Origin of the sequence: Achromobacter sp. ACM01 (assembly GCF_014851745.1) — a bacterium.
In the GTDB taxonomy this organism is placed as follows: Bacteria; Pseudomonadota; Gammaproteobacteria; order Burkholderiales; family Burkholderiaceae_B; genus Achromobacter; species Achromobacter aegrifaciens.
The window spans coordinates 1047120-1065263 of the sequence record NZ_JACVAF010000003.1 but is presented as its reverse complement, the minus strand read 5'-3'; the positions used below and the strand labels follow the sequence as shown (position 1 = coordinate 1065263).

Below are 18144 nucleotides of genomic sequence, written 5' to 3'. Positions count from 1 at the left end.
CGTTCAGTCCGCGATGCGCATTATCGGCTGGTCGTGGATCGCGGCGATCCAGTCGCCGATGGGCTTGCCTTGCAGCGCCAGGCCGGGAGCCAGGTCGCGCAGGGGCAGCAGCACGAAGGCGCGCAGGTGCATACGAGGGTGGGGCAGCGTCAGCCGCTCATGGTCCAGCACGGTGTCGCCGTACAGCAGCAGGTCCAGATCCAGCGTGCGCGGCGCATTCTTGTAGGGGCGCTCGCGGCCGTGCCGGTTTTCCAGCGCCTGCAGCGCATCCAGCAGGGCCAGCGGGGTCAGATGCGTGTCCAGCGCCGCCACTGCGTTGACGAAGTCGGGGCCGGTGGCTTCGACCGGCGCGCTGCGGTAGAACGGCGATGCCGCCACCGCGGCGATGCCGCCGGTTTCCTGCAATTCAGCCAGGACACTGCGCAGCGTGGCTGCGCCGTCGCCCAGATTGGCGCCCAGCGCGACGTAGGCGCGCACAGGAGCGGTCATGACTTAACCCGCTGCGGGCGGCGTGCCACGCGAGGGCGAACGGCGGGGACGGCGGCGCTTGCGCGGGGCGGAGGGGGCGTCGCCGGCATCGCGCGGTTGGCGGGACACCTCTTCGATCATCTCGCTGCGGGTGACGTCGTCGGCGTTGGCCAGGTCCATCCACCATTGCGCCAGCACGCTGTCGAACTCGCCGGCGGCGGCGCGCAGTTGCAGGAAGTCGCAGGCGGCGCGGAAGCGCGGCTGTTCGATCATGCGGTAGATGGTCTTGCCCATGCGGCGCTCGAAACGTGGCTGCATGAACCAGATCTCGCGCATGTCGGACGAGAAGCGGCGCTGGATGGCGAGCTTTTCGGTCTGTTCGTCCAGCACCGAATCGGCGGCTTGCGACAGGGCGGGGATGGTGTGCTCGCCCTGCGCGCGCAGCTGCTTCCAGCGCGCTTCCACCTGTTGCCACAGCAGCGCGGCGAACAGGAAGCTGGGGCTGATGGTCTTGCCCGAGCGCACGCGCGCGTCGGTGCGTTCCAGCGCAAGCTCCACGAAATGCTCGCCGCCGGGTTGCTCGAGCACCACGTCCAGCAGGGGCAAGAGGCCCTTGTGCAGGCCGTCGGCGCGCAGCTGGCGCAGGCAGTCCATGGCATGGCCGCAGGTCAGCAGCTTGAGCATTTCGTCGAACAGGCGCGAGGCCGGTACGTTCTCGATGAGCTCGGCCATGGTGCTGATGGGCTGGCGCGTGGCCGGGTCGATGGTGCCGTTCAGCTTGGCGGCGAAGCGCACGGCGCGCAGCATGCGGACCGGGTCTTCGCGGTAGCGCTTGGTCGGGTCGCCGATGATGCGGACCTGGCGCTTTTTCAGGTCGGCCACGCCGTTGTGGAAGTCAATGACTTCCTCATTGTGCGGGTCGTAGTAGAGCGCGTTCATGGTGAAGTCGCGGCGCGCCGCGTCTTCTTCGTGCGAACCGAATACGTTGTCGCGCAGGATGCGGCCGTGTTCGTCGGTCTCCTGGTCTTCCGAGGCGGGGGCGCGGAAGGTGGAGGTTTCGATGATTTCCTGGCCGAAGACCACGTGCACCAGCTGGAAGCGGCGGCCGATGATGCGGGCGCGGCGGAACAGCGGACGGATCTGCTCGGGCGTGGCGTTGGTGGCCACGTCGAAGTCCTTGGGCTCCAGGCCCACGATCAGGTCGCGCACGGCGCCGCCGACGATGTAGGCGTCATAGCCGTGCTGGCGCAGCACCTCGCAGACCTTGATCGCGTGGCGCGAGACGTTGCGGCGGTCGATGCCGTGCTTGTCGCGCGTGATGCGCAACGGCCCCCGGGCTGCCGGCGCGAATAGTCGGCCGACGAATTTTTTTATGGTTTCAGTGATCATTTAGGACTTCGAATCTTCCATGTGGTCGAACAAGTCGATCACCTGCCAGCCGCGCTCCTGGGCGATGCCGCGCAGGGTGGGGCTGGGGTTGGCTGCGATCGGGCGGGTCACTTTCTCCAGCAGGGGTACATCGTTGACCGAATCGCTATAGAAAAACGATTCCGAAAAATCCGCAAGTCCCAAACCCATGCCGGCCAGCCAGTCGTTGACGCGCACCACCTTGCCTTCCTTGAAACTGGGCGTGCCCAGGATGCGGCCGGTGTAGCGCCCGCGCAGGTATTCCGCGTCGGTGGCCACGAGGTGGGGCACGCCGAAGGCGCGCGCGATGGGAGCGGTGACGAAGCTGTTGGTGGCCGTGACCACCGCGCACAGGTCGCCGGCTTCCAGGTGCGATTGCACCAGGTCGCGCGCGGCGGGCGTCATGGACGGGCGGATCACTTCTTCCATGAAGGCTTCATGCCAGGCCGCCAGGTCGTAAGGCGTGTGCGCGGCCAGCAGGCCGAGCATGAACTCGGCCGCCTGCTCGGCGGTGAGCTCGCCGCGGTTGTAGCGATCCATCAGATCGTCGTTCTGGCGGCGGGCTTCGGCGGGGTCCCCGGCGCGGCCCGTGCGTGCCAGATAGTCGGCCCATTGGTAGTCGCTATCCAGCGGCAACAGGGTGTGATCCAGGTCGAACAGGGCGAGACGTCGGGAGGTCATGTGCGTTGTGAATCAGGATCTGCGAGCATGGCCCGCAGCAGAGGTAGGGTGATGGGACGGCCGGTGGCCAGGGAATAGCGGTCCAGCGCGTCGATCAGCTCCGCCAGCTTGCGGATGTCGCGCTCGTGGTGCGTGAGCATCCAATTGATGATTTCGGGCGCCAGGTGCATGCCGCGGGCAGCCGCCTGGGCCGACAGGGCGGCCAGCTTGTCGGCGTCGGACAGCGGGTCAAGGCGGAAAACCAGGTCCCAGCCCAGGCGCGTGCGCAAGTCCTCGCGCAGCGGCATCGACAGCGGAGCGCGGTCGCCCGCCAGCGCCAGCGCGAAGGCGCGGCCGGTGGCGGCGGATTCGCGCCAGCGGTTGTAGAGCGCGAACAGGGCGGCCTGGCGGCTGTCGTTCATGCGGTGCACGTCGTCGACCGCCACGAACTTGGGCATGGGCGACTTGGAATCGGCTTCGGCCAGGCGGCGCAGCATGTTTTCGCCAGTCTCGGCGTCGATATAGACGGCGTCGGGGCGGGCGGTCAGCGCGCGCAGCAGATGGCTGCGGCCGCAGCCCGCGGCGCCCCAGATGTACAGGGCGCGGCCAGGAAGCAGCGCGCGCACTGCCGCCAGCGCTTCCCCGTTGGGGCCGGCGATATAGTTGTTCAGCGATGGCGCTGGCGCGGGAAGAACGTCAAGCAGCAGCTGGCGGTTCATGGGAGCTTACAGGGTGCCGAAACGAGGCGGGTAGTACGGGTCAATACGGCTACAGGTCAGTACAACGGGTCAAAACGTCGCTGGCCGGGCGCGAAACTCCGGGGTTTGCACCACGGAACCGACAAAATCAATACCGGCCAACCCTACACTTTAAACCACCTGGGGCCAGGGTGTCGCGTCGATGGGCCTGGGCTGGCTTGGGTTTGCGCCGATCCGGCCCCTCATGCCCGCCCTGGCCGGGCGAGCCGGCGCGGTCGCCGTCCGGACCGCTTTGGCGGCGCCGATCCCTGCTAGTCCCCGCAACATCGTAAAATGCAGGGCGTTCCACCAAAATCCCAGCAATTGTTACATACCCCACGGCATTTCTCATGACGAATCAACCTACCGCCCCTATGACCTACCGCGATGCCGGTGTCGACATCGACGCAGGCGACGCCCTGGTCGACCGTATCAAACCGCTTGCGGCGCGCACCATGCGTCCCGGGGTGCTGGCCGGTATCGGCGGCTTTGGCGGCCTGTTTGAAGTGCCGAAGTCGTACAAGGAACCCGTGCTGGTCTCGGGCACCGACGGTGTGGGCACCAAGCTGCGCCTGGCGTTCGACTGGAACCGCCACGACACCGTGGGTATCGACCTGGTCGCCATGAGCGTCAACGACATCCTGGTGCAGGGCGCGGAGCCGCTGTTCTTCCTGGACTATTTCGGCTGCGGCAAGCTTTCGGTGGATACGGCGGCGGCCGTGGTGGGCGGCATCGCCAAGGGTTGCGAGCTGTCGGGCTGCGCGCTGATCGGCGGTGAAACCGCCGAAATGCCGGGCATGTATCCGGACGGCGAGTACGACCTGGCCGGCTTCGCGGTGGGAGCGGTGGAAAAGTCCGCCATCATCACCGGCCAGTCGATCAAGACCGGCGACGTGGTGCTGGGCCTGGCTTCCAGCGGCGCGCACTCCAACGGCTATTCGCTGTTGCGCAAGATCCTGGAACGCGCCAACGCCAAGCCCGACGACGATTTCCACGGCCAGCCGATGGTCGACGTGGTCATGGCGCCGACGCGCATCTACGTGAAGCAGGTGCTGGCCGCCCTGGCCAAGCACGGCACCAGCATCAAGGGCCTGGCCCACATCACCGGCGGCGGCTTGCTGGACAACGTGCCGCGCATCCTGCAGCCCGGCCTGTCGGCCAAGCTGCACCGTGCCAACTGGGAAATGCCCAAGCTGTTCCAGTGGCTGCAAGAGCAGGGCCAGGTCGAAGACACCGAGATGTACCGCGTTTTCAACTGCGGCATCGGCATGGTGCTGGTGGTGGATCCGGCGCAGGCCGAAGCCATCGCCGCCACGCTGCGCGAGCAGGGCGAGACCGTCAGCACGCTGGGCGAGATCGTCGAGCAGAAGGAAGGCATGGCGCAGACCTTCGTGGTGTAAGCCACGCTGTCCGCAACGAAGAACCGCGCCACGGCGCGGTTTTTTTGTGTCTGGCGCCTGGCTAGGCGCGTCCCGCCAGCGCGACGGCCATCGCGTCTATGGTTTGCGCCACGGCGTCCGCCGCCAGGCAGTCGACGATGACGCGCTCGGGCTGCGCGCGCAGCCAGGTGATCTGGCGCTTGGCCAGCTGGCGCGTGGCGGCGATGCCTTGTTCGCGTGCGGTGGCGAGGTCGACCTCGCCGTCCAGGTGCGCCCACATCTGCCGGTAGCCCACGCAACGGACCGAGGGCAGCCCGGTATGCAGGTCGCCCCTGGCGCGCAGGGCGCGGACTTCGTCGAGCAGGCCGCGGTCCAGCATGGCGTCGAAGCGTTGCTCGATGCGGGCATGCAGCGCGGCGCGGTCGGAAGGCTCCAGGCTGATGGTGAGGTACTGGTTGCCCGTCGCGTCGCGCGGACGCTGGCTGCGCAGCAGCAGGGCCGACATGGGCTGGCCGGACAGCATGCAGATCTCCAGCGCGCGCTGGATGCGCTGGCTGTCGTTGGGCGCCAGGCGTGCGGCAGTGACGGGATCCAGCTGCGCCAGTTCGGCGTGCAGCGCGGGCCAGCCCTGGACGGCGGCGCGCGCTTCCAGCTCGGCGCGCAGCGCCGGATCCGCCTGCGGCAGATCGTCCAGGCCGTCGCGCAGCGCCTTGTAGTACATCATGGTGCCGCCCGCCAGCAGCGGGATGCGTCCGCGTGCGCGGATCTCGTCTATCAGGCGCAGCGCATCGGCGACGAAGTCGGCTGCGGAGTACGACTGGATGGGGTCGAGGATGTCCAGCAGATGCTGCGGCACCTGCGCCTGTTCCTCGGGCGAGGGCTTGGCCGTGCCGATGTCCATGCCGCGATAGATCGTGGCGGAATCGACGTTGACGATTTCCAGCGGCCAGCGCTCGGCCAGCGCCAGGGTGGAGGCGCTCTTGCCGGCCGCGGTGGGGCCGGCCAGGCAGATGACCAGCGGCGTCGCGTTGGGGGAGGAGGACGGCGACAAGCTTATTGTCCGCGCAGGAAGAGCTTGTCCAGGTCGGACACCGACCACTGGATCCAGGTGGGGCGGCCGTGGTTGCACTGGTCGGCGCGTTCGGTTGCTTCCATCTGGCGCAGCAGGCCGTTCATTTCTTCGATGGTGAGCTTGCGGTTGGCGCGCACGGAACCATGGCAGGCCATGGTGGACAGCAGCTCGTTGCGCTGTTCCGTCAGCAGGCGCGACACGCCCACGGCGCCCAGGTCGCGCAGCACGGCGCGGGCCAGCGTTTCGATGTCGCCGCGGGCCAGGATGGCCGGCACCGAGCGCACGGCGATCGAGGTGGGGCCGGACGGGCGCATTTCGAAGCCGAGTTCGTTCAGCTGCTCTTCGTATTCCTCGACCAGCGCCACGTCCTTTTCCTGGGCATGGAACACCACGGGTACCAGCAGATCCTGGCGCGGCAGGCTGCGCGCGTCCAGGGCTTGCTTGAGCTGTTCGTAGACCACCCGCTCGTGCGCGGCATGCATATCCACCAGCACGATGCCGCGGCGGGTCTGCGCCAGGATGTAGATGCCGTGCAGCTGCGCCAGCGCCATGCCCAGCGGATGTTCTTCGTCCGCGGGCAGGGCGGCGACGGGAGCAGGCACGGGTTCGCGCAGCGGCGCGGTCTTGGCGGCCGAGTCGTCATCCAGCGGGCGGTAGAGCGATTGCCAGTCCGCGGCCGGAATGCCGGCGGGTTCGGCGTGCAGGCGGAACGGCACCTGGGTGTGCGGGCGCTGCGGCGCGGGCGATGGGCGCAAGCCGTAAGACGATGATGATGCGTTGCCGCCGGCGTAGGCGGGCGGGGGCGCGTCCGTCATGGGCCGGGGGCTGCTGGCGGGCGCGTAAGGCGAGGCTTGCGGCGCGGCGTCGGTCGCCGCGGCGGTGGCGGGCCGGGCCACGGTTTCGAACCCGGCGTCGTCCGCGTCGTCGTTTTGCGCCGCGGGGGCTGCGGCGGACGCGCCGCCCGTCTGCGCCAGGGTCTGGCCGACCGCATGGGACACGAAGCGATGCACCGCGCCGCTGTCGCGGAAACGGACCTCATGCTTGGCCGGGTGCACGTTCACGTCCACGGCGGCCGGGTCGATGTCCAGGAACAGCACGTAGGCGGGCTGGCGGTCGCCATGCAGTACGTCCGCGTAGGCGGCGCGCAGGGCGTGGCTGACGGTGCGGTCGCGCACGTAGCGACCGTTCACGTAGAGATACTGGCGGTCCGCGCGGGCGCGGGCTGCGGTGGGACGGGTGATCATGCCCGCCAGGCTGACCGTGCCGACCGAGTGCGACAGCAGCAGGCCGTGTTCGGCGAATTCCGCGCCCAGCACGTCACGGATGCGCTGCGGCGGTTCGGCGGGCAGCCATTGGCGCTGCGCGCGGTCGTGATGGAACAGGCGGAAGGCGATCTGCGGATGCGCCAGCGCGATGCGCTCCATGGCGTCGACGCAGTGGCCGAACTCGGTGGCCTCGGAGCGCAGGAATTTGCGGCGGGCCGGCACGGCGTCGAACAACTGGCGCACGTCCACCGTGGTGCCCGGAGGACCCGAGGCGGGGCTGACCTGCATGCTGCCTGCATCGATCTGCCAGGCGTGCTCGCCATCGCGGGTGCGGGAAATGATGGTGACCTGGGCCACGGACGCGATCGAGGCCAGCGCTTCGCCGCGGAACCCCATGGATGCCACAGATTCCAGTTCGTTCAAGGAGCGGATCTTGCTGGTGGCGTGGCGCGCCAGCGCCAGCGGCAGCTCTTCGGGCGGAATGCCGCCGCCGTCGTCGGTCACGGCAATGCGGCGTATGCCGCCGCCTTCCAGGCGCACTTCAATGGCGCGTCCGCCCGCGTCGATGGCGTTTTCGAGGATTTCCTTGAGCACGGATGCCGGCCGCTCGATCACCTCGCCGGCGGCGATCTGACTGATCAGCAGGTCGGGAAGCGCAAGAATGGAGCGGCGTTCGGTCATGTGGCTGGCGTTCAGGTATGGCTATGTGGACGATTTTAGCGTCATGGGCGGGTGGGCTATAGTCGCGGACTGATATCCCATTCCGCTGGCAGGGTTGCTTCAATGCTCGAATTCTTCAATATGGTGCTCCACATCGACAAGACGCTCGGCGTCTGGGTCGCGCAGTATGGCGTGTGGGTGTACCTGGTGCTGTTCCTGATCGTTTTTGCGGAGACGGGGCTGGTCGTGCTGCCCTTTCTGCCGGGGGATTCGCTGCTGTTCATCGCGGGCGCGTTCGGCGCGACCGGGCACATCGATCCGTTCCTGATGGGCGGGCTGCTGATCATCGCCGCCATCACCGGCAATACGGTGAACTACTTCATCGGACGCTATATCGGGCCGCGCGTGTTTTCGATGAACCTGCGCTTTCTGGACCGCGGCGCGTTGATGCGCACGCACGCGTTCTATGAAAAGCACGGCGGCAAGACCATCGTCATGTCGCGCTTCATCCCGGTCGTGCGCACTTTCGCGCCCTTTGTCGCGGGCGTGGCCGACATGCCGCAGTCGCGCTTCCAGCTGTTCAACATCCTGGGCGCGCTGCTGTGGGTGGTGAGCCTGGTGGCCGCGGGCTACTTCTTCGGCAACATCCCGCTGGTGCGCGAACACTTGAATACCATCGTGCTGCTGGGCCTGGCCGCCGCCATCGTGCCGGTGATCGGGGCGGGCCTGTTCAAGCTGATCAAGGCCAAACGCGGCGCGTGAAGCGCCGCAGCGCATGCTGCGGCACACGCGTCACATTGAAAAGGGCGTTGCGCCGTGAAGCGCAACGCCCTTTTTCATGCGGCGGCAGACGTCGCCGTCAGCTCACATCGCCCAGCCGCGCCAGCGGCGGGTTGGCGGTGAAGTAACGCTGGATGCCCGTCATCATGGCCTGCGCCAGCTTGTCCTGATGCGAGGTGCTGCGCAGCAGGGCTTCTTCCTGCGGGTTGCTGATGAAGGCGGTTTCGACCAGCACCGAAGGAATGTCCGGCGCTTTCAGGACCGCGAAGCCGGCCTGTTCGACGCTGTTTTTGTGCAGGCGGTTGATCTTCTTGATTTCGTCCAGGAAGGCGCTGCCCACCTTCAGCGAATCGTTGATCTGCGCGGTGGTGGACAGGTCCAGCAGTACCTTGGCCACCTGGCGGTCGTGGCTGCCAAGGTTGACGCCGCCGATCAGGTCGGCCGCGTTTTCCTTGTCCGCCATCCAGCGCGCCTGGGCGCTGGTGGCGCCGCGCTGCGACAGCGCGAACACCGACGAGCCATTGGCCGAAGGCTTGATCCAGGCGTCCGCGTGGATCGAGATGAACAGGTCCGCGTGCACGCGGCGCGCCTTCTGCACGCGCACGTGCAGGGGCACGAAGTAGTCGTCGTCGCGCGTGAGATAGGCGCGCATGTAGGGCTGGCTGTCGATCAGCGCCTTCAGGCGCCGGGCGATGCGCAGCACCACGTCTTTCTCGCGCAGGCCGCTGCTGCCGATGGCGCCCGGGTCCTCGCCGCCGTGGCCGGGATCCAGCGCGATGGTGACCATGCGCTGCTTGCCGCGGCTGGCGGTGGCGGGCGGAGGCTTGGGCGCGGTGGGCAGCGGGGGCGCCGGTTGCTGGCCGCGCACGCGCGGCGGCTCGGGCGGATCGGCGCGGGTCACCGGGTTGCGCTGGATGTCTTCCAGGATGCGCGCCAGCGGGTCGTCCACGTCGGGGCCGGTCTGCTTGTTCAGGATCGCGACCAGCGGATCCTGGGCGATCTTCGGATACAGGTCCAGCACCAGACGGTACTGGTAGTCGGCCACGGGCTTGAGCGTGAACACCTGGGGCGCCACGGGCTGCTTCAGGTCGAACACCAGCCGCACCACGTTGGGGCGGTTTTGCGCCACCCGCAGGCTCTGGATGTAGGGGTCGTCAGGCCGGACCTTGGAAACCAGGTCGTTCAGGGCCGCGCTGATGGTCAGTCCCTCAATGTCCACCACCAGGCGGTGGGGGTTTTCAAGCGTGAACTGCTCAGCCTTCAGCTCGCTGTCGAGCTCCAGCGTGACGCGGGTGTATTCGTCGGCCGGCCAGGTGCGCACAGCCAGGATGGTCGCCGCCTGCGCCAGGCGCGGCAGGACCGGCAGGACGAGCAGGGTGGCGGCGACGCTGATCAGGCGGCGCCGGGTGGCGCCTGCCGAGGGGAGGGCGCCGACTGGGGCGGGGGGACAATCGCGTTCAACCATGTTTGTCCTCGAGCGGTGTACGCGGTCAGGGTGGCGTCGCGTCCGTCGCCTGCATAGGCTAGGGAAATCAGCAGGTCGGGAGGGGGCAAAAGGCCCCCGGCCCGCTCCGGCCATTCGATCAAAACGACTGCGTCGTCACGCAGTAAATCCCGGAATCCTGCGTCCAACCATTCTCGCGTATCACTAAATCTATAAAAATCAAGGTGATAGAAGTATAAGTTAGAAACTTTATAGGATTCAAGCAGCGCGTAGCTGGGACTTTTGATCCGTCCCGTGATGCCGCTTTCCCGCAACAGGGCCCGTGTGAAGGCCGTTTTCCCCGCGCCCAGGTCCCCCTGGAGGTGGATATGTCCCCCAGCCGGACCGGCCTGGCCGCCGGAAACCAGGGGGGCGAGCTGACGTGCCAGCGATTCCGTGGCGGCTTCGTCGGGCAGGTGCAAGGTCAGGCTGCAAAGAGGGGCGGACATGGCGCGGGGCGAGTGGTAAAAACGGTGGAGGGAGCACGGATGTTTGCGCAATTATAGGAATGCGGGTTTCTGCTAACCTATAACTGATTGTCATTCTCAACATTCTCGCGGCTGGCGCGCTGCCGTCAGCCGTAATCGACGTCGCCACGGAGTAGCACGCGCCATGAAGACCCGCATTGAAAAAGACACGTTTGGTCCCATCGAAGTCCCTGAGGATCACCTCTGGGGCGCCCAGACCCAGCGTTCGCTGCATTTTTTCGCGATTTCCACCGAGAAGATGCCGGTCCCCCTGGTCGAAGCGATGGCGCGGCTCAAGCGCGCGGCGGCCAAGGTCAATGCCGATCTGGGCGAACTGGATCCGAAGATCGCCGATGGCATCGTCCGCGCCGCCGATGAAGTCATTGCCGGTAAATGGCCCAACGAGTTCCCGCTGTCGGTCTGGCAGACCGGCTCGGGCACGCAAAGCAACATGAACATGAACGAGGTGCTGGCCAACCGCGCTTCGGAACTGATGGGCGGCGTGCGCGGCGAAGAACGCAAGGTCCACCCCAACGACCACGTCAACCGCGGGCAGTCGTCCAACGATACCTTCCCGACCGCCATGCACGTGGCGGCGGCGGTGCAGGTCGAGCATCATCTGCTGCCCTCGCTGAAGGCGCTGCGCGCCACGCTGGCGGCCAAGAGCGCCGAGTTCTACGACATCGTCAAGATCGGCCGCACCCACCTGCAGGACGCCACGCCGTTGACGCTGGGTCAGGAGCTGTCGGGCTACGTGGCCCAGCTGGACCTGGCCGAGCAGCAGATCCGCGCCACCCTGCCTGGCCTGCACCAGCTGGCCATCGGCGGCACGGCCGTGGGCACGGGCCTGAACGCGCACCCGCAGTTCAGCGCCAAGGTTTCCGCCGAACTGGCGCATGCCACCGGCACTGCCTTCGTGTCGGCGCCCAACAAGTTCCAGGGCCTGGCTTCGCACGAAGCGCTGCTGTTCGCGCACGGCGCGCTGAAGTCGCTGGCAGCCGGCCTGATGAAGATCGCCAACGACGTGCGCTGGCTGTCCAGCGGTCCGCGTTCGGGCCTGGGTGAAATCAGCATTCCCGAGAACGAGCCGGGCAGCTCGATCATGCCGGGCAAGGTCAACCCGACGCAATGCGAAGCCATCACGATGCTGGCGGCGCAGGTGCTGGGCAACGACGTGGCCATCAATATCGGCGGCGCCAGCGGCAACTTCGAACTCAACGTGTTCAAGCCGCTGGTGATCCACAACTTCCTGCAATCGGTGCGCCTGCTGACCGACGGCATGGCCAGCTTCAACGAGCATTGCGCCGCCGGCATCGAACCCAATCGCGAGCGCATCGCCGAACTGGTCGACCGTTCGCTGATGCTGGTGACGGCATTGAATCCGCATATCGGCTACGACAAGGCCGCGCAGATCGCCAAGAAGGCGCACAAGGAAGGCCTGTCGCTGAAGGAGTCGGCGTTGGCGCTGGGCTACGTGACCGAAGCGCAGTTCGCCGAATGGGTGGTGCCGGCTTCCATGACCAACGCGCACAAGTCCTAGTAAGCGGGCCTGTGCGTGCATGAAAAAAGACCGCCGTGGCGGTCTTTTTTCGTTGTCGGGCCTTGCCGCTCAACCTGCGCCGGTGAGCATCAGCCACAGCGGAATCGTCAACGCCGAAAGCAGCGTGCCCAGCGATATCAGCACGGCCACCATGCGGCCGTCGCCGCCCATGCGCATGGCCAGCACATAGGCCGCGGACGCGGTGGGCAGGGCCGCGAACAATAGCAGCATCTGCGATTCCAGCGGCGGCAGCGCCAGCAGATGCGCGATCAGCAGGGCCGCCGCGGGCAGCGCCAGCAGCTTGACCCCGAGCATCCAGGCGATCAGCGCGCCATGGCCCTTGCCGCCTTCCCATGAAAGGCTGGCGCCCACGCACATGATGCCCAGCGCGAGCGCGGCAGCGCCCAGGCGTCCCAGCGCCGTGTCCAGCGGGCCGGGCAGATGCACGCCGGCCAGATTGCAGGCCAGGCCGGCCAGCGTGGAAATGACCAGCGGGTTGCGTGCCAGTTCGCGCAGCAGGTTGCCGCCGCTGTGGCGCGCCAGGCCGTAGACCGCCGCCATGTTGGCCATCGGCACGGCGAACCCGACGATCAGCGCCATGACCGTCTGGCCCTGGGCGCCGCCCAGGCTGGCCGACAAGGCCAGGCCGAGATAGGTGTTGAAGCGGTAGCCGCATTGCGCGGACGAGGCCAGGCTGAGCGGCGACGGCCGCAGCGCCCAGCGCGCCAGCCAGGTCAGCGCGACGCCGGTCGCGATGACGGCTGCGCAGGCCTGCAGCAGCATGGCGGCGTTGCCGGCGGTGATGGGGGTGCGCAGGATGGACTGGAACAGCAGTGCGGGGAGCAGGACGAAGTAAACCAGGCGCTCGGTGCCGGCGAAGAATTCGCGCGAGAAATTCAGTTTGTGACGCAGCGCCCAACCCAGCGCGACCAGCATGAAATCAGGGAAAACCAGAAGGGCAACGGACATGTGAGAGCAGGTATTTGATGCGCGTCAGAAGGGGATCCCGGCGCTATGCGTCTGTAAGCATTTGCTGCTATTCTCCGTCATTCTGGCGGGCGCATGTGCCACAAGCAACCTATAAAAGCAGTGCTCTCCCTGCGCACAGAACTTGCGCCCTCCCGCCGTTCATTGCTGACCTGTCTACAGGCAGGCGCATCACACAACGGTCCGTACACACACGGGCTCGCATATTGGAGGAAACACACCTATGAATAAAGTCCGCTCCCTGGCCGTGGCCATTGCCCTGGCCTCCGGCGTTGCCGGCACCTTTGGCGCCTCCGCCGCCTTCGCTGCCGACAAGTACCCGAGCAAGCCTATCCGCGTCATCGTTCCGTTCGCGCCTGGCGGCTCGACCGACATCATCGCGCGCCTGGTGACGCAGCGCATGAGCCAGGAACTGGGCCAGCCCATGGTTGTGGAAAACAAGGGCGGCGCCGGTGGCGCCATCGGCGCATCCGAAGCCGCGCGCGCCGATGCCGACGGCTACACGCTGTCGATCGCCACCGTGTCGACGATGGCCGTGAACCCCGCTTGCCGCCCCAATGACCTGCCCTACGATCCGATCAAGGACTTCCAGCCGGTCACCAACTTCGCCAACACCGCCAACGTGGTGGCCGTGAACCCGAAGTTCCCCGCCAAGGACTTCAAGGGCTTCCTGGAAGAGCTGAAGAAGAACCCGGGCAAGTACTCCTACGGCAGCTCGGGCACCTGCGGCGTGCTGCACCTGATGGGCGAATCGTTCAAGATGGCCACCGGCACGGACATCGTGCACGTGCCGTACAAGGGTTCGGGCCCGGCCGTGGCTGACGCCGTCGGCGGCCAGATCGAAATCCTGTTCGACAACCTGCCGTCGTCGATGCCGCAGATCCAGGCGGGCAAGCTGCGCGCCATGGCCATCGCGTGGCCGACCCGCATCGATTCGATCAAGGACGTGCCGACCTTCAAGGACGCCGGCTTCCCGGTGCTGAACCAGCCGGTCTGGTACGGTCTGCTGGCGCCCAAGGGCACGCCGATGGAAGTCGTGAACAAGCTGCGCGACGCTGCCGTGGTGGCCCTGAAGGACCCCAAGGTCATCAAGGCGCTGGACGACCAGGGTTCGGCGCCGTCGGGCAACACGCCGGAAGAATTCGCCAAGGAAATCAAAGAGCAGTATGACTGGGCGAAGGACGTCGTGAAGAAGCAGAACATCAAGCTGGATTGATGCCGCGCGGGGCGGGCGCTGCCTGCCCTGTCTGCACGCAATGACGGGCGCCTTCGGGCGCCCGTCTTTTTTTGTGCGCCGGCCGCCTCAGGCCGCGGCGTCGAGTCCGGCCTGCAGCGCTTCGCAGGCGGCGCGCAAGCGTTCGATGAAGTCACGGTGCAGCGCCGACAGCGGATCCTGGTTGCGCACCATGATGCTGATCGGCACGCGCAGCGCGGGGTCCAGCCGGCGCAGGTTCATGCCGGGACGCAGCATCGCTTGCGCGGTGATGGCGTCCACGATGGCGTCGCCGCAGCCTGCGTCCACCAGCGCGCAGGCCACGTAGTGCGTTTGCACCTGGATGGCGACTTGCGGATCCAGGCCCTGCGCGTCCAATGCCATCTGCAGCAGGGCGCCGGAGGCGTCGGCCGCGTCCAGCACGATCAGCGTGTCGCCCGCCATGGCCGTCAGCTCCGCCAGCGGCAGCGGCCCCGTGCCTTCCTTGCGGCTCAGGTGCACCAGCTCCGTGTGGCCCAGCCCCATGCGGGTCAGGCCCGGATAGTCGTTGGTGTCGAAGGTGATGGCCAGGTCCAGTTCGCGCGTCAGCAGCCCCTGTACGAGTTCGGTGCTGTGATGCGTGTGGATGTCGAAGGTGATGCCGGGCTGCGCCTCGCGGCTGTCGCGCACCACGCCGGGCAGCAGCCCCAGGCCCAGCGCTGGCGCGCAGCCCAGTCGCAGGTGGCCGTTGGGATGGTCGCGCAGGCTGGCGGCCAGCCTGCGCACGCTGTTGAGGTCCTGGTTCAGGCGCGCGACTTCGGGCGTGAGGATCTCGGCTTCGCGCGTGGCGACGAGCCGGCCCTTGACGCGCTCGAACAGCTTGAAGCCCAGCTGCGCCTCGGCGTGCGCCAGGAGCTTGCTGGCCGCGGGCTGCGAGATATGCAGCGCGGCGGCGGCCTCGGTCAGGGATCCGGTACGGCGGATCGCTTCGAAAATCTCGATGTGGCGCAAACGCATGGCACGGTGGGGACGGTGGGCGGAAACCGCGATTCTAAGCCGGATGCGGCTGGCGTCGCGACAGCCGCGGGCGCCTTGACTATCATGAACCCCTGCCGGAAAGCCGGCGCACACTGGAGCTTCCCATGCGCGCACCCCGCCACGCCGCCGCCCTCATGCTTGCCGCCGCGCTTGCCGCCATGCCCGCGGCCTGGGCCCGCACGCCGCAGGCCACCGAGGACCTGAACCCCGAGGCCGCCAGCGGCATACAGACGCGCCAACTGGTGCGTGCGCCGCATTTCATGATGGCATCGGCCAATCCGCTGGCGACGCAGGCGGGCGACGAGATGCTGCGCCGGGGCGGCAGCGCGGTGGACGCCGCCATCGCCGCCCAACTGGTCCTGAACCTGGTGGAGCCGCAATCGTCGGGCATCGGCGGCGGCGCCTTCATGGTGGTGTATTCGGCCAAGAGCGGCCGTATCCAGACCTACGACAGCCGCGAGACCGCGCCCGCCGCGGCCCAGCCGCAACGTTTCCTGGATGCGGACGGCAGGCCGGTGCCTTTCGCCCGCGCGGTGAACAGCGGCCTGGCGGTGGGCGTGCCGGGCTTGCTGCGAGGCTTGGAGCTGGCGCACAAGGAGCAGGGCGCGCTGCCCTGGGCCGACTTGTTCCAGCCCGCGATCCGGCTGGCCGAACAAGGTTTTGCCGTGTCGCCGCGCTTGCATAAGCTTTTGGCCGGCAACAAGGAACTGCGCACGCAAGCCGCGGCCGCGGCCTACTTCTACGCGCCGGACGGCGCTCCCTGGCCGGTGGGCCACGTGCTGAAGAACCCGGAATTTGCGCGCACGCTGCGCGCGGTGGCGGAGCAAGGCGCGGACGCGTTCTACCAGGGCGACATCGCCCGGGATATCGTTGCCGCCGTGCGCGGCCACGCCGTGCCTGGCGACCTGACCCTGGCCGACCTGGCGGGCTATCGCGCCAAGACGCGCGATCCCGTCTGTGGCGCCTATCGCGGCTACCAGCTGTGCGGCATGGGGCCGCCCAGCAGCGGCCCGATCGCGGTGCTGCAGATGTTGGGCGAACTGGAGCAGTCCCCCCTCGCCCGCTACAAGCCGGGCAGCCTGGAGGCGGTGCATTACTTTTCGGAAGCTGGCCGGCTGGCGTTCGCCGACCGCGATTTCTACGTGGCCGATCCGGACTTCGTGCGGGTGCCGGTGCGCGCCATGCTGGACCCCGCCTATCTGCGCGCGCGCGGCGCGCTGATCCAGCCGGACCGCAGCATGAAGGTGGCGCTGCCCGGCGATCCGGAAGGCAAGCTGCTGTCGCTGGGCAAGGACGACGCGTGGGCGCTGCCCTCGACCAGCCATCTGGTGGCGGTGGACGCCCAGGGCAATGCCTTGAGCATGACGACCACCATCGAAAACGAGTTCGGCAGCAAGATCTTCGTGCGCGGCTTCCTGCTGAACAACGAGATGACGGATTTTTCCTCGTCCTACAAGGATCCCGAGGGCCGCCTCGTCGCCAACCGCATCGAACCGGGCAAGCGCCCGCGCAGCTCGATGGCGCCGATGATCGTGCTGCGCGATGGCAAGCCCTATCTGCTGGTGGGGTCGCCGGGCGGTAGCGCCATCATCAACTATGTGGCCAAGACCATTGTGGGCGTGCTGGACTGGGGCCTGGACATCCAGGCGGCCATCGACCTGCCGAACATGGGCAGCCGCAACAAGGAGACCGAGCTGGAGAAGGGCACCGCGCTGGAGGCGCTGGCGCCAGAGCTTGAGCGCATGGGGCATCCGGTGCGCATCACCGAATTCCCCAGCGGCATCCACGGCATCGTGATCGATGCTGGCGGCCTGCAGGGCGGCGCCGATCCGCGCCGCGAAGGCGTGGCCCAGGGCGGCTGAGGCCGCGCGGGCCTATTCGCCGGCGTCGGCGGGACGCAGCGTCGGCGGCAGCTTGCGCAGCGTGGCTGGCGTGCGCGACAGCTTGATCGGCGAACCCACGCCGCGATAGTCGCCTTGCTCCAGCACCATGCCGCGATGGCGGGTATGCGGATGCGCCAAGGCCTGGTCCACGGTCTGTACGGCGGCGGCGGGGACGCCTCCACGCAGCAGACGGTCGGCCAGCGCAGCGGCGTCGTGGCCCGCCAGCAGCGCGGACAGGTCGTCGCGCAAGGATGAGCGGTTGCGCAGGCGGTCGGCGTTGGTGGCGTAGCGCGCATCGTCCGCCAATCCTGGCGCTTCCAAAGCCTGAGCCAGTTGCGCGAACTGGCGGTTGTTGCCGACCGCGAGAAAGATCGGGCCGCTGGCCGTGGGCAGCGTTTCGTAGGGCGCGATGTTCGGGTGCGCGTTGCCGCTGCGCGCGGGCACCTTGCCGCTGTAGAAGTAATTGGGCGCGTGCGGATGCAGCAGCGACAGGGCGCAGTCGTACAGCGTGATGTCCAGGAATTGCCCCAGTCCGCTGCGCGTACGCTCATTGAGCGCCAGCAGGATGGCCACGGCCGCGTTCAGGCCGGTCACCATGTCCACCACCGGCAGTCCGACCCGGGTGGCTTCGCCGTCCGCATCGCCGTTCACGCTCATCAGGCCGCACATGGCCTGGGCGCAGGCGTCGTAGCCGGGCAGGCCGCCCAGCGGACCGTCCGCGCCGAAGCCGCTGACCCGGCAATGGATCAAAGCGGGGAAGTCGCGGCTCAGCGTGTCGTATCCCAGGCCCCATTTCTCCAGCGTGCCGGGCTTGAAGTTCTCCACCAGCACATCGGCGTCGGCCAGCAGATGGCGCAGCAATTCCTGCCCAGCGGGCTGCGACAGGTCCAGCGTCATGCCGTCCTTGTTGCGGTTCACGCCGATGAAGTAGGACGCCGTATCGCCCAGGAAGGGGGGGCCCCAGCCGCGCGTCTCGTCGCCGCCGGGCGGCTCGATCTTCAGCACGTCGGCGCCGTGGTCGGCCAGGATCTGCGTGCAATAGGGGCCGCCCAGCACGCGCGACAGGTCTATCACTTTGCAGCCGGCGAGCGCGCCGGCGTTGGGCAGGGTTGCAGCCATGTGGGGT

The 18144-nt window shown here is 67.6% G+C and carries 16 protein-coding genes; 5 read left to right on the top strand and 11 right to left on the bottom strand.

What is annotated here, in order from left to right:
* Positions 1-3 precede the first annotated feature (3 nt).
* Genes IB268_RS19670 through hda form a run of 4 tightly spaced genes read right to left on the bottom strand, consistent with a single transcriptional unit; the run spans position 4 to position 3254 of the window.
* Positions 4-489: a 2-amino-4-hydroxy-6-hydroxymethyldihydropteridine diphosphokinase gene (locus IB268_RS19670; RefSeq protein ID WP_192354663.1), complete on the bottom strand. Its 486-nt coding sequence runs from the start codon at positions 487-489 to the stop codon at positions 4-6.
* Positions 490-492: 3 nt separating this feature from the next.
* Positions 493-1857, bottom strand: a complete 1365-nt coding sequence (pcnB, locus tag IB268_RS19665) for a polynucleotide adenylyltransferase PcnB (RefSeq protein WP_119451454.1) — start codon at positions 1855-1857, stop codon at positions 493-495.
* Complete coding sequence (locus IB268_RS19660) at positions 1858-2556, bottom strand: HAD family phosphatase (protein ID WP_013391641.1); 699 nt, start codon at positions 2554-2556, stop codon at positions 1858-1860.
* Positions 2553-3254, bottom strand: coding sequence for a DnaA regulatory inactivator Hda (gene hda, locus IB268_RS19655; protein ID WP_054457473.1), 702 nt, complete (start codon positions 3252-3254; stop codon positions 2553-2555). Before hda ends, IB268_RS19660 begins: the two co-directional genes overlap by 4 nt.
* 368 nt (positions 3255-3622) lie before the next feature.
* Between hda and purM the strand changes: the two genes are divergently transcribed.
* Entirely contained in the window at positions 3623-4672 is a 1050-nt protein-coding gene (gene purM, locus IB268_RS19650) for a phosphoribosylformylglycinamidine cyclo-ligase (protein WP_054457472.1), read from the top strand.
* Positions 4673-4733: 61 nt separating this feature from the next.
* On the opposite strand, the gene miaA is transcribed toward purM, so the two are convergent.
* Together miaA and mutL are read right to left on the bottom strand one after the other, a co-directional pair.
* Positions 4734-5702: a tRNA (adenosine(37)-N6)-dimethylallyltransferase MiaA gene (miaA, locus tag IB268_RS19645; protein WP_054457470.1), complete on the bottom strand. Its 969-nt coding sequence runs from the start codon at positions 5700-5702 to the stop codon at positions 4734-4736.
* A 2-nt stretch (positions 5703-5704) separates the two neighbouring features.
* Positions 5705-7669 carry a DNA mismatch repair endonuclease MutL gene (gene mutL / locus IB268_RS19640; protein WP_192354662.1) on the bottom strand — a complete coding sequence of 655 codons (1965 nt, stop codon included), beginning with the start codon at positions 7667-7669 and terminating at the stop codon, positions 5705-5707.
* Positions 7670-7771: 102 nt separating this feature from the next.
* Here mutL and IB268_RS19635 point away from each other — a divergent pair, with 102 nt between their 5' ends.
* Complete coding sequence (locus IB268_RS19635; RefSeq protein ID WP_175163801.1) at positions 7772-8410, top strand: VTT domain-containing protein; 639 nt, start codon at positions 7772-7774, stop codon at positions 8408-8410.
* Between the two features lie 97 nt (positions 8411-8507).
* Here IB268_RS19635 and IB268_RS19630 read toward each other — a convergent pair whose 3' ends face one another.
* Positions 8508-9893: an N-acetylmuramoyl-L-alanine amidase gene (locus IB268_RS19630; RefSeq protein ID WP_054457465.1), complete on the bottom strand. Its 1386-nt coding sequence runs from the start codon at positions 9891-9893 to the stop codon at positions 8508-8510.
* Positions 9821-10360: a tRNA (adenosine(37)-N6)-threonylcarbamoyltransferase complex ATPase subunit type 1 TsaE gene (tsaE, locus tag IB268_RS19625; RefSeq protein WP_054457463.1), complete on the bottom strand. Its 540-nt coding sequence runs from the start codon at positions 10358-10360 to the stop codon at positions 9821-9823. The genes IB268_RS19630 and tsaE overlap by 73 nt, the downstream gene beginning before the upstream one ends.
* Before the next feature lie 163 nt (positions 10361-10523).
* On the opposite strand from tsaE, the gene fumC reads away from it, so the two are divergent.
* Positions 10524-11918 carry a class II fumarate hydratase gene (gene fumC, locus IB268_RS19620; protein ID WP_054457461.1) on the top strand — a complete coding sequence of 465 codons (1395 nt, stop codon included), beginning with the start codon at positions 10524-10526 and terminating at the stop codon, positions 11916-11918.
* 69 nt (positions 11919-11987) lie between these two features.
* On the opposite strand, the gene IB268_RS19615 is transcribed toward fumC, so the two are convergent.
* Positions 11988-12887 carry an AEC family transporter gene (locus tag IB268_RS19615; protein WP_054457459.1) on the bottom strand — a complete coding sequence of 300 codons (900 nt, stop codon included), beginning with the start codon at positions 12885-12887 and terminating at the stop codon, positions 11988-11990.
* Between the two features lie 241 nt (positions 12888-13128).
* On the opposite strand from IB268_RS19615, the gene IB268_RS19610 reads away from it, so the two are divergent.
* Positions 13129-14121 (top strand): tripartite tricarboxylate transporter substrate binding protein BugE, encoded by a 993-nt coding sequence (locus tag IB268_RS19610; protein WP_054457457.1) that lies wholly within the window; start codon positions 13129-13131, stop codon positions 14119-14121.
* A gap of 87 nt (positions 14122-14208) precedes the next feature.
* Here the strand turns inward: IB268_RS19610 and IB268_RS19605 are convergent, their stop codons facing one another.
* Positions 14209-15114: a LysR family transcriptional regulator gene (locus tag IB268_RS19605; RefSeq protein ID WP_054457455.1), complete on the bottom strand. Its 906-nt coding sequence runs from the start codon at positions 15112-15114 to the stop codon at positions 14209-14211.
* 125 nt (positions 15115-15239) lie between these two features.
* Between IB268_RS19605 and ggt the strand changes: the two genes are divergently transcribed.
* A complete protein-coding gene (gene ggt / locus IB268_RS19600; protein WP_192354661.1) occupies positions 15240-16997 on the top strand; it encodes a gamma-glutamyltransferase in 1758 nt (585 codons plus the stop codon).
* A gap of 12 nt (positions 16998-17009) precedes the next feature.
* Here the strand turns inward: ggt and IB268_RS19595 are convergent, their stop codons facing one another.
* On the bottom strand, positions 17010-18137 hold the full coding sequence (locus IB268_RS19595) for a CaiB/BaiF CoA-transferase family protein (RefSeq protein WP_054457452.1): 1128 nt from the start codon (positions 18135-18137) through the stop codon (positions 17010-17012).
* Positions 18138-18144: the final 7 nt, after the last annotated feature.

What these genes read in the sequence shown, in the direction of transcription:
- IB268_RS19670 (WP_192354663.1), bottom strand. Translation starts at nt 489, where the DNA reads ATGACCGCTCCTGTGCGCGCCTACGTCGCGCTGGGCGCCAATCTGGGC.
- pcnB (WP_119451454.1), bottom strand. Translation starts at nt 1,857, where the DNA reads ATGATCACTGAAACCATAAAAAAATTCGTCGGCCGACTATTCGCGCCG.
- IB268_RS19660 (WP_013391641.1), bottom strand. Translation starts at nt 2,556, where the DNA reads ATGACCTCCCGACGTCTCGCCCTGTTCGACCTGGATCACACCCTGTTG.
- hda (WP_054457473.1), bottom strand. Translation starts at nt 3,254, where the DNA reads ATGAACCGCCAGCTGCTGCTTGACGTTCTTCCCGCGCCAGCGCCATCG.
- purM (WP_054457472.1), top strand. Translation starts at nt 3,623, where the DNA reads ATGACGAATCAACCTACCGCCCCTATGACCTACCGCGATGCCGGTGTC.
- mutL (WP_192354662.1), bottom strand. Translation starts at nt 7,669, where the DNA reads ATGACCGAACGCCGCTCCATTCTTGCGCTTCCCGACCTGCTGATCAGT.
- IB268_RS19635 (WP_175163801.1), top strand. Translation starts at nt 7,772, where the DNA reads ATGCTCGAATTCTTCAATATGGTGCTCCACATCGACAAGACGCTCGGC.
- IB268_RS19630 (WP_054457465.1), bottom strand. Translation starts at nt 9,893, where the DNA reads ATGGTTGAACGCGATTGTCCCCCCGCCCCAGTCGGCGCCCTCCCCTCG.
- tsaE (WP_054457463.1), bottom strand. Translation starts at nt 10,360, where the DNA reads ATGTCCGCCCCTCTTTGCAGCCTGACCTTGCACCTGCCCGACGAAGCC.
- fumC (WP_054457461.1), top strand. Translation starts at nt 10,524, where the DNA reads ATGAAGACCCGCATTGAAAAAGACACGTTTGGTCCCATCGAAGTCCCT.
- IB268_RS19615 (WP_054457459.1), bottom strand. Translation starts at nt 12,887, where the DNA reads ATGTCCGTTGCCCTTCTGGTTTTCCCTGATTTCATGCTGGTCGCGCTG.
- IB268_RS19610 (WP_054457457.1), top strand. Translation starts at nt 13,129, where the DNA reads ATGAATAAAGTCCGCTCCCTGGCCGTGGCCATTGCCCTGGCCTCCGGC.
- IB268_RS19605 (WP_054457455.1), bottom strand. Translation starts at nt 15,114, where the DNA reads ATGCGTTTGCGCCACATCGAGATTTTCGAAGCGATCCGCCGTACCGGA.
- ggt (WP_192354661.1), top strand. Translation starts at nt 15,240, where the DNA reads ATGCGCGCACCCCGCCACGCCGCCGCCCTCATGCTTGCCGCCGCGCTT.
- IB268_RS19595 (WP_054457452.1), bottom strand. Translation starts at nt 18,137, where the DNA reads ATGGCTGCAACCCTGCCCAACGCCGGCGCGCTCGCCGGCTGCAAAGTG.